Here is a 10,016-nt window from a genome sequence, read left to right on the forward strand (position 1 = left end):
TTGCAAGCCAAGAAAAGGCGAGCCCTAAAGAGGCCTTCACTATTGCTAATGACTAAAGATTGAACCATGTTAGACTTTCAGTCGTATAAGAAATCTACCTGCTTTCAGCAGGTAGTGGTTTAATCCGTCACTGCTAGTTTGAAGTCTGACATGACCTGCAGCGGACAGCGACGCCCTATAGTATCTGGTAAGCTTGCTGTTCCTGAATCTCACACTTCCCCATCTGTTATTCCAGGGTAATGCCCGGGAGTTAAAGCCAGTGTTAGTTGCTCCTGAAAAATTCGCGAAATAAAGCGATACGTCTTTAGGCATGGGCTTATGATCCACCAGAACACGCTCTCCCGCATCAAATGCCCCGTTGCCGGGATTATTATCTACAAATATCCGATAACTCCCGGTCTGAGTCGCATTAGCCGCAGTAAAGGCAATTATTACATCTGTATTTCTTTTTACTGCCTCCATCTTTGCCTTCTGGAAGTTCGAGATCATATCACTTGCCGCCGCTTTTACCCTGTAATTGGGCAACCAACTGATAACACCAGGCACTGCGATAGCAGCCAGGATGGCTATGACGCCTATGGCGATCATCAGTTCCACCAAGGTAAATCCTTCCTGGCCATGGCAGCGGGCATTGCGATATAGGTCATGCATTGTCGTCTTTCTCCGTATTATAGATCGGTTCCGGGTTCCGGGTTCAAAGGTTATAGCCTGTTGAATTATTGCTAACAGCCGTTAGAGATCTTCAACCGGGAACCGTGAACGTTGAACCGCTTAACCCGGATTATATGCACCGGCTATGCCATAATGGGGCAAAACCTCATCCTCCTGTTATTATGGAATATTTATCAAAACAGAAGGAATCAGGATGGGTATGTCATTACCCAATTTGGATAATCGCTTACCCAGTGTCTATCCACACCTAAACGTCCATGACTGGACATTTCGTCACTCCCGGGATAAAATTCACCACCCGCTCCGCATGCTCGCCCGAGACACACAGAGGGACACAGACAAAAGACCTTATCCACTGCCGGATATAACGGCGGATTAGTATCTTAGTAATTATTTTCGCGTTTTTTCTGGCAGAAAATTCTGAAACACAATCACGAAAACACGAAAGATTGAAAGCACGAAATAAAACAACATTCAGGCTTTCGTGTCTTCGTATTTTCGTGCTTTCGTGATCAATTTTTTTATCTTCAAACCTTTTGGTTCCGGCTTGTCCGGGTTAGGGGATTATTAGAGGATCAGGGAATTAAAAAGGGATGCCGGAGGACTTATGATTTGTCTCTCAGCGATTTGATCAAGGCGTTCACCGAACGCCCACGATCACCTGACAGCACAAGCCATAAGCTATAGCTGGCCAGGTGAATTGTGATGTTCTGCCGAGTCCATTCGGATTCACCAAAGACTTTGAACATATTGATAACCTAAAATTCTTTTATCCTTTGTGAGAATAGTGGCATTCTCTTCTCGCGCCGTTGCCACAATTATTTGATCTGCCGGATCGTCATGGAAAGGCTTTGGAAGTGCAGTCGAGCGATAGGCTATGATGGGGGTGAGATGAACAAATCTGAGTTTTGGCATTTCTAAAGCGGTATTGATCCAGTCCTCAGGGTTGCAGGAAATACCAATCTTTCCTTTTTCCAAAAGCTTACTGAATTCCCAAGGTGAAATTGCAGATAATAGAAGTTCATCATATCTGTCTTCATTTTCCATCAGTTTTGTGACTTTACGCGACAGATTTTGGGGGCGCATATTCCACCAAACCCAGGTATGAGTGTCGAGTAGATATTTTATTGACATGCTTCCCACAATCCTTCACCAAGCGGAGTGATTATATCCTTTTCAAAAACAAAGGCATCCGCAAGTTTGCCTGGTACGGGCTTCATTTCGGATTTGCGATGCGGAACGACTTTAGCAAGGGGTTTTCCTCTTTTCGTTATAACGATGGTTTCTTGGGATTTTGCAACTTCGTTGAGTACCTTTAACGCATGTGCCTTGAATTCACTTATGGCCATTGTTTTCATGTGACCACCTCCTTCTTTCATAAAAAATAGTCAATTAAAATGGTCAGGTCAAGAAAAATGTCAAAAGTTAAGCCAATTCATACCTTATCACTTCTAATCCTCTATTTGATGTTAGGTGGCCGCATGCGCTGAACCTCGTCTGTTCGCAGGAAAAGAATGTGGTATTGTAAATATAAATAAGAGTTTCTACAGGTGGGGTATTGTGGCAAGAAATAGAGTTATTTCAATACTAGGATTTGACCGCATTACTTTTGATCCAAATGTGATGGGTGGACGCGCTTGCATTCGGGGTATACGTGTCACCGTGTCTCTGGTTGTCAACTTGGTTGCCAATGGGATGAGCATAGAGGAAATCATTGAAGCCTATCCCTATTTGGAATCAGAAGACGTTCGTCAGGCGTTGCGATATGCAGCGTGGCTGGCTGAGGAAACGGTCCATGTCCTGAAGCCGGCAACAGCATGAGATTTCCGGCTGACATGGGTATCTCTCCAAAGACAGTGGCTTTCCTGAGCACTAAGTTGTTTTTGCCCGGGAGGGACTGAAAAAAAATGAACATCGAACATCGAACGTCCAACATCGAATTTTGAATGGGAAAAGATGAAGAAACAGAAATAGCTGTTGAATGTTCGGTATTGGGTGTTTGTTTTTTCATTCGATGTTGGACGTTCGATGTTCGATGTTGGACGTTCATCTTTCAAAACAACCCCGTACGGCATAAATGCAACCTGTGAACATTTACAAAATAACTTAGCGCTTATGGGCTCGAGAGGAGGACCGCATTCTCCTCACTCATGACCTCGACTTTGGAGAGCTGATAGCAGTGAGTGGAGCCAGGCTACCCGGTATTGTTGTGTTTCGTCTGCGCAATATGCGCCCAGAAATGGTCAGCCGCTATCTGCAAGGCATTATTGACCAGCACGGGGAATCGATGGAAAAGGGCGCCATCATAAGCGTGACAGAAGGGCAAGTTAGAGTTCGTCTCCTTCCTTTGAGAACAAGTGAATAATGCATTGAGCGGTTGGCAAGGACGCCGATTTTTTTATTTATGAGGTGTTCGTGTCAGCCGCTTCGTCCCCATGAGATACGATTATCTCGACCCCGGCCTCTCTCAGCAGGGCTATCGCCGTACCCTCGCGCTCGCTGGCAACCGTAATCTGATCCGGCTTAAGAGAGAGCAGCCATTTCCCGACGAGATACCCGCGTTTTCGCTCTTCCCGCCGGTAAGGATTTTCTACAAATTCCCGTTTCAGGACCTTTCCTGTTTCCCGCTCCCTTGCCTCAATCAGGAACCATGGGGCCCTGGCGATATTTTCAGCCATCTTTCCTTCCGGACCGGTAACCGGCATGACAGAGTGTAAAACAGGGGAGTAGCCGAAATGGGGCCTGATTCTCGACATGACCACCCTTGGAAACTGGCTCAATATGTCCTCTTCCAGGCGGTCCGCCACCCGGTCGGCAATCTCATGCGACTTGGTCCTGAGAACCACGTCAAGATCAACAATAAAACGTCCGCCTGCGGTTCTGCTGAGACAACGATCAACTTCTGAAATCAGCGGATGGGACTCCACCAGCTTTATGATGGCCCGCTCAGTCTCCCTGTCTATCGAGGCATCCAAAAGGTCCCTCAACGCCATTATCAAAAGCTGTCCGCCAGATCTGAAGACAAAAACGGAGACAACGGCTGCCGCCCATCTATCCAGAGCATATCCGTAATGGGCGCCTATCAGTCCTATGAGGACCACTCCTGTAGAAAGGCTGTCTGCCAGATAATCCCTGGCGTCCGCAATCAGGGCCGGAGAGTTCAGCCTTCTGCCGGCACGGAGCTGGAAGAAACCAAACAGCCACGATGCCGCCAGAGAACCCGCAGCCACCGGAAAGGCCAGAGAGACATCCGGAATTCTGACAGGACCGAATATCGCGTTTCGCCCAATCTCATAAGCCGCCAACAGCACAGCCATAGAGATCACCAGTGTGGCCACGGTCTCCGCCTTGTAAAGGCCGTAAGGAAATGAGGGATGCCGTTTCCCAGCCACCCAGAGGCCGACATACGCCGCCCCGGAGGCGAGTACATCCGTGGCAGAGTGTATGGCATCACTGATCAGGGCCGTGCTGTTTGCAAAAACTCCTGCCAGGCCTTTTGCCACAGAGAGCAAGAGATTGAGCCCCACAGATAAGGCCGCCCTTCGTCTTGCGATCCTGAGCCCTGAATCCTTGTTTGGCTTTGTCTCTGTCAATTTATTTCCCGCCCGGATATCCTCTCTGTATATATAATCATATGACCAGAATTACAAATTATGGATCAGGTAAGTATCAACTGAAATCTCATTACCGTTTGTTTCAACACATACCGTCCCGTCAAGATCAGTCCTCAGGAGATTACTCCCGGCCTCTTTGTATCTTTCCAGGACCTGAAGGTTCGGAAGTCCCAGACTGTTTCTCCATCCCACGGGCACAATCGCTATGCCCGGACGAGCACGCCGGACGAATTCGCTGCTGCTGGATGTCTTGCTTCCGTGATGCGGCACAACTAATACATCCACGGGTCCAAGTCCCTCTTTCAACAGGCATTGCTCCCTGGTCCTGTCTATATCACCCGTAAGGAGTATCGAACGCTTTCCATAGCATAGTCTCAGCACCAAGGATCTGCTATTATGGCCGCGGGCACCCTCGCAACCCGTTGAAGGCCAAACATGTACCCTTGTGCTTCCCATATGCTTTACTCCGCCTTCTCGCCACACCCTGTGCCTGACCCCGCGCCGGGCACAGGTCTCAAGGAGCCGCTTCCAGGAAAGATCCCTTGAAACATCGTCATTGGTCCAGAGCTCTCCCACTGGAAACTGCCTCACAAGTGCGGCAAGGCCGCCCATGTGGTCCTGCTCGGGGTGAGACAGCACGATAACGTCTATTTTCCTGTAGCCAAGGTGTCTGATAAACGGCGCAACCACCCTTTCTCCCACATCAAAATACGGGCTTCTCAGACCTCCCCCGTCCATTACCATGAGCCTGCCCCCGGGAAGCTCCACTACCTGTGATGTCCCCTGGCCGACATCCAGCACGTGAAGTCTCAGGCCGTCCTGATGGGAAATGCTCCACTCCCTGTATGCAGAAGCTGATAAAAGGAGGGCAAAGAAAGATATTGCCAATATCCTTGATGTCTTCTTCCAGCGCCTCATCAGGGCAAGAGATCCCAGAAAAAGATAGAACAGAGATACCTGCAAGATACTTGGCCTTGAGACCCACACGGCAGACCAGCTCCACCCTGAAACAAAATGTATGAAATCAACCAGATAATCCAGAAGCCAGCCCGCACCTTGCCACAGGCCCGAGGCCATTTCAGGAGAGAAGGGCAGCAGGATTGCTCCAAGAAACAGACCGGGAAGAATCACGAGGCTTGTAACCGGCACTACCAGGAGATTGGTCAAAAGTCCAACGAGGCATACCCGTTGAAAGTGCCATGCCAAAAGAGGTGCCGTGGCAAGTGTTGCAATCAGGGTTATCAGGATAACTCCCCTTAAATAGGTCCAAAAATGCTTTTGATTATCTCGTTTTTTATCATCCGGCACTGATCTCAGGTATGGAGAAAACATGACCAGAAAAAGGACCGCCGTAAATGAAAGCTGGAAAGATATGCTGAAAAGGTACAGGGGATTAAAGATGAGCAGGGCCCATGCCGCCAGGGCGAAGGAATTAAGGGGCGTCTGCGGCCTGTCAATCAGGAAGGCCGCACCGAATGCAAGGAGCATCAACATTGCCCTGAGGGCGGAAGGTGAAAAACCGGCCAGACCCGCATAAATCACCACCCCCGACAGTGCCAGGGATGCGGCGATCTTCTTTACAGGGAGCCTGAGCGTAATCCATTCCGACCTCAGAAGTAAGGTCCTTGCAAGGCCGCCGATCAACAGGGCGGCCAGGGCCATGTGTATGCCCGATACAGCCAGCAGGTGGCCAACCCCGGCCCTGGCGAACGCTTCCTTGAGATCTTTGGATAACCATGCCCTCTCGCCAAGTAACATGGCCATGGCAATACCCCTGGCAGGTCCGTCAAGACAGCGGTCTATGCCCAGCATGATTGTCCTTCGTCCTGATTCCAGCCGGTACCGGAGCAGAGACATGTCACTTGAGCTCCGGCTGTGTCCTACAAGGGAAAACCTGAGGGGATGATTTACAAAGCCCTTTACCTTCACACCCCTGATGGCCCACCAGGTTTCCTGGTCAAAGGCCCCCGGCGTCTTGAAATTTCTTACAGTGCGAAGGCCTGCGGCAAAACGTATCCAGTCCCCGGGAGAGACGTCCTGGATACGTATTCCAGCTACCGTGAGGCTAATGAGGCCCGAGGCAGAAAGATCGCCCGAAGGGGTGTGACTTCCGGAAACAGCTACCAGGAGTCTTACTCCATCATTTGCAGGGAGCGGGGCACGTATCACCTGGCCGGTCATTACGTGTCTTCCCGGCCTGCCTGCAAGGCCGATGAGATCATGAGACCTGTCTTCCAGGGACCTGCAGGATAAATCCAGATGCCAGAAGCCCATGGCAAAAAGCACCATGGCCGCTCCGATCCAGGGTGAAAGGCCCCGGACTCTTGAGACCCTGCTGAATGCGCCGGCTGAGCATACACCAAACAGGAGCGGCCCGGATCCTAATATCCCGATGATGCATAAAAACCGGCCGGTCAACTCCGGATATCCGGTGTGGGCAGCAGCGATTCCAAGACCGAACGGGAGAAGTAGCAGGGCTAAAGGACCGGGGAACACTTGCTACGCGCGGCATCCTTCACGACAAACCAAAAGCAGCATCCGCTCCCATGCCGAATCCAGTAATTTCTCCGGGGTGAGAGCGGCATCAATACGTGCTATAAAGGGATCAGAGAGGCCTTTGAAGATGCCTGCCACTTTTTTCAGATATGCAAGCTGTTCGAAATTGTCAGGTACCTCGCCGCGGCTTTCCCTTATCCGTTTAATTGCTGCCTCCGGCTCAAGTTCCAGCAGGAATACAAGGTCAGGAGTCGGAGCAAATGTCTCGTTTATTTTTCTGATTGCTTCCGGATCAAGACCTCTGGCTCCCTGATATGCCATTGTAGAAAAATAGTAGCGGTCGCAGACCACGATTTTCCCCTGGCCGAGAGACGGACGGATAATCCTTTCCACGTGCTCTTTTCTGTCTTTGAGGAAAAGCTCCAGCTCTTCTTCCGGTGCCAGGCGCCCGGGCGAGGAAAAGCTTTGGCGCAACTTCTTGCCCCATGGACCGTCTGTCGGCTCGAAGGTAAAGATGGCGGGGAAGCCTTTGTTTTCAAGACAGAAGTAAATATTGCGGGCCAGTGTGGTCTTCCCTGCGCCGTCGATACCCTCCACCACAACAAGGCACCCGTATGCTCCGTGTCTACGGGACCTCACAAGGTCTTCCCACCGGTTTTTTTGTGTCCGTGCTCATTACAGATTTTTTATCAGACCCGTATGCGGATATCCAGTTTTTGTGCGCCCCCGGTAAATTTCAGGCAGCTAATAAAACCGAAAATTATACTTTTCAGTGATTTGCGGACAAAATTATTTAAATAGATCTCACGGCCGTTTACGAACAGGGACACATCATCCTTCTTATCGTTCAAAAAGCTGTTTTCTATGAAGTCTGCGAGTTTCGCAATCTGGCTGATTTTGAAAACCCTGTCAAATGATATTTCATAATCCGATACCACGGCCTTTACGTCGGAAACCGACTCACGAAGAGGTTCTTTAGATAGGTCGGCCCTTGTGATCTCGATCTTCGGTATCCCGGATGCATGCTTGAAACCTTCGCCAATCACCAGGTCAGCATCAGGAAAAAACCGGAAGGCCAGGTATTTCAGGTTCTCTCCGGTATTATCCTGAAAGAGTATCAGCTCATCAGGACATACCAAGGCCACGGATTCTATGCCGTCTTTTCTGTACAAATCAGAGTCCGAACCGGGGGAATCAAGATCCAGCCCTTCATGCTTAGTTGACTTAATAACCGATATTTTGTATCCCCTGTTACGTAATATTCGTACTACTTCTCTGATTACAGTAGTTTTGCCGGAGTTGTGCCAGCCGATGAATGTCAGGATTGGTATCATTTATATGTCTTTTATATGTCTTTCTCCATACAGCCAAGACTCTATGTTTTTCGCGGTTCCATATCTTTGTCCGCTTGTCAAATACTAATGCCTGCCCCCACTGAGGCAAAGAAGAACCTCTCGCCAAGTGCATTATAGAGTTTTGCTCCGTTCTCAAGCCCGGTACAGTGGGCAGCTCCAAGCCTTTTAATGCCGAACTCCTCAAGGGCGGATAACGTAACGCCGAACTGGGCGGGATCTGCAAGGCCCAGATGGGTGCCGCCCATCACGGTGTGGAATGACCTGCCGGGGAGATTTTTCTGTATGTGCTTGAGTATATTGATAATCCCTGCATGGGCACAGCCGAGAATTACGAAGAGGCCTTTCTCCGTGTCTATTGCCACAGAGAGGTCATCTCTCAAAGGATCCTGGACCCAGCCGGCCTCGGAGTCTCTCAGTTGCATATTTGGGTCAGGGGGTTCAAAGTCAGTTACCCTTGGAACCATGCCGGTCAAATACACACCAGGATATATCTCCCTGAACTCTTCCGCATCGACAAACCGTGCTCCGATAGCCTCAAGGTATTCTTTTTTGTATCGAAGCCCTATCTCCCTCAATACGTTTCCTTTCTTATAGTATCGAGCAAGAAAGATGTCAGGATGGGCGTAGACCGGCTTAGGCCCTGAGATCCCCAGTACTGCCGGAAGCCCGGAGGTGTGATCATAGTGCCCATGACTCAAAACTATGGCATCAATAGACCTCAGGTCTTTTTTCAGAGTCAGGCTGTTAGAGATTACGCCAAGGCCCTGGCCGGTATCAAACAAGAAACTGTACCCTTCAGTCTCCACATAGCAGGACCAGCCGTGTTCCCCGATCAACCCGAAAGGGCCGGAGACGCTATTTTCGCATATTACAGTCAGTTTCAACTGTGAAACCATGTGAGTACCTCCTTCCTGTATCTATAGCCAATTAATGGATGATTCCGCGAGTTGATTTCAGTATATTGCATTTCAGGCCTTTTGAGCAGAATCATGGAAAAATTGTTTTTAATATACCAGGAGAGGATACCATAATAAACCTTCAAGAGGGTTTAGGGTAATTTACCAAACCTTGCCCCCCTAATACTATACGTAAATATTTATGAACCCGTCCGTGGTCCACTGGGAACCGGTCACAGGGTGCTTCTTCTTCCAAATGCTCCCGCCCCTTGTCTCCATAAAGAAGCTCCCCTGTGACCGGTTTCAACAGGAGTTTAACCGTTAACCCTATTTGATCCCCATAAAAGTTCGCAATAACAACCAATTACTTCCCGACTTCTTGTAAGACCCCTTTTTTGATTTTATAGCCGAAGGCCTTCAGAATTTGTGCTTGGATCTCTGTAGGCTCTTCGATCATCCGGTAGGGCTTACGTTTCTTTGGCTGCCACACAAGACAGGAATGGAGCTTATGCATATGATCCATCGCCGTCTGGGCAGTCAGTGATAATCCAGCCCGTCTGAGCCGGATTTCTATTATGCGGAGATATGCAAGAGCAACAATGCAGCTCAGGATGTGACATCTGATTTTGCTGTCTGTCCGATGCCGAAGCGGCATGAGCCCGACCAGATCGTCATCTTTACTTTGACGAAAAGCGTTTTCCACAACGTACCGATCAAGACTTGCCTTTACTATTTCGTCGGTGGTCCAGTCCATGTTATCGGTAATGATGATATTCTTCCCGAACCTGTTGATATGCCTACCGATCCGGTAGTAGTTCTTGCGGAAACTCATCCGGAGCCGTCCGTCTTTCTTGTAAAATTCCACGTTGTAGAGATCGGTGGGAAGATGAAGTCGAGCGCAGGCCTCGATATAGCGTGTTTCTAACTGCTTCTGATTTCTCCATTTCGGCAGTTGTCTACGCACCTTGTCACGCATTTCATAA

11 protein-coding genes are annotated in these 10,016 nt (G+C 49.3%); 1 reads left to right on the plus strand and 10 read right to left on the minus strand.

The window, feature by feature from the left end; translation table 11 throughout:
• Positions 1 to 69: 69 nt before the first annotated feature.
• The 3 genes from C4B57_08115 to C4B57_08125 form a co-directional block, all read right to left on the minus strand.
• On the minus strand, positions 70 to 651 hold the full coding sequence (locus C4B57_08115) for a hypothetical protein (GenBank protein PXF54246.1): 582 nt from the start codon (positions 649 to 651) through the stop codon (positions 70 to 72).
• Positions 652 to 1,401: 750 nt separating this feature from the next.
• Entirely contained in the window at positions 1,402 to 1,806 is a 405-nt protein-coding gene (locus C4B57_08120; GenBank protein ID PXF54247.1) for a hypothetical protein, read from the minus strand.
• Positions 1,797 to 2,051 (minus strand): type II toxin-antitoxin system prevent-host-death family antitoxin, encoded by a 255-nt coding sequence (locus C4B57_08125; protein PXF54248.1) that lies wholly within the window; start codon positions 2,049 to 2,051, stop codon positions 1,797 to 1,799. Before C4B57_08125 ends, C4B57_08120 begins: the two co-directional genes overlap by 10 nt.
• Before the next feature lie 205 nt (positions 2,052 to 2,256).
• On the opposite strand from C4B57_08125, the gene C4B57_08130 reads away from it, so the two are divergent.
• Positions 2,257 to 2,493, plus strand: a complete 237-nt coding sequence (locus C4B57_08130) for a hypothetical protein (protein PXF54257.1) — start codon at positions 2,257 to 2,259, stop codon at positions 2,491 to 2,493.
• Positions 2,494 to 3,074: 581 nt separating this feature from the next.
• Here C4B57_08130 and C4B57_08135 read toward each other — a convergent pair.
• The 7 genes from C4B57_08135 to C4B57_08165 all read right to left on the minus strand — a co-directional run bounded on the left by C4B57_08135 (position 3,075) and on the right by C4B57_08165 (position 10,009).
• Positions 3,075 to 4,265, minus strand: a complete 1,191-nt coding sequence (locus tag C4B57_08135) for a cation diffusion facilitator family transporter (GenBank protein ID PXF54249.1) — start codon at positions 4,263 to 4,265, stop codon at positions 3,075 to 3,077.
• A 51-nt stretch (positions 4,266 to 4,316) separates the two neighbouring features.
• A complete protein-coding gene (locus tag C4B57_08140) occupies positions 4,317 to 6,782 on the minus strand; it encodes a DNA internalization-related competence protein ComEC/Rec2 (protein PXF54250.1) in 2,466 nt (821 codons plus the stop codon).
• Positions 6,783 to 6,785: 3 nt separating this feature from the next.
• A complete protein-coding gene (locus C4B57_08145) occupies positions 6,786 to 7,421 on the minus strand; it encodes a dTMP kinase (protein PXF54251.1) in 636 nt (211 codons plus the stop codon).
• 50 nt (positions 7,422 to 7,471) lie between these two features.
• Positions 7,472 to 8,116 (minus strand): molybdopterin-guanine dinucleotide biosynthesis protein B, encoded by a 645-nt coding sequence (gene mobB / locus C4B57_08150; protein PXF54252.1) that lies wholly within the window; start codon positions 8,114 to 8,116, stop codon positions 7,472 to 7,474.
• Positions 8,117 to 8,193: 77 nt separating this feature from the next.
• Positions 8,194 to 9,033, minus strand: coding sequence for an MBL fold metallo-hydrolase (locus C4B57_08155; protein ID PXF54253.1), 840 nt, complete (start codon positions 9,031 to 9,033; stop codon positions 8,194 to 8,196).
• Positions 9,034 to 9,175: 142 nt separating this feature from the next.
• Positions 9,176 to 9,397, minus strand: coding sequence for a hypothetical protein (locus C4B57_08160; GenBank protein PXF54254.1), 222 nt, complete (start codon positions 9,395 to 9,397; stop codon positions 9,176 to 9,178).
• Positions 9,398 to 10,009, minus strand: a complete 612-nt coding sequence (locus C4B57_08165; GenBank protein PXF54255.1) for a hypothetical protein — start codon at positions 10,007 to 10,009, stop codon at positions 9,398 to 9,400. It lies immediately after the preceding gene.
• Positions 10,010 to 10,016: the final 7 nt, after the last annotated feature.

The organism is Deltaproteobacteria bacterium (genome assembly GCA_003194485.1).
Classification (GTDB): domain Bacteria; phylum Desulfobacterota; class Dissulfuribacteria; order Dissulfuribacterales; family UBA3076; genus UBA3076.

What these genes read in the sequence shown, in the direction of transcription:
- C4B57_08115 (PXF54246.1), bottom strand. Translation starts at nt 651, where the DNA reads ATGCATGACCTATATCGCAATGCCCGCTGCCATGGCCAGGAAGGATTT.
- C4B57_08120 (PXF54247.1), bottom strand. Translation starts at nt 1,806, where the DNA reads ATGTCAATAAAATATCTACTCGACACTCATACCTGGGTTTGGTGGAAT.
- C4B57_08125 (PXF54248.1), bottom strand. Translation starts at nt 2,051, where the DNA reads ATGAAAGAAGGAGGTGGTCACATGAAAACAATGGCCATAAGTGAATTC.
- mobB (PXF54252.1), bottom strand. Translation starts at nt 8,116, where the DNA reads ATGATACCAATCCTGACATTCATCGGCTGGCACAACTCCGGCAAAACT.
- C4B57_08155 (PXF54253.1), bottom strand. Translation starts at nt 9,033, where the DNA reads ATGGTTTCACAGTTGAAACTGACTGTAATATGCGAAAATAGCGTCTCC.
- C4B57_08165 (PXF54255.1), bottom strand. Translation starts at nt 10,009, where the DNA reads ATGCGTGACAAGGTGCGTAGACAACTGCCGAAATGGAGAAATCAGAAG.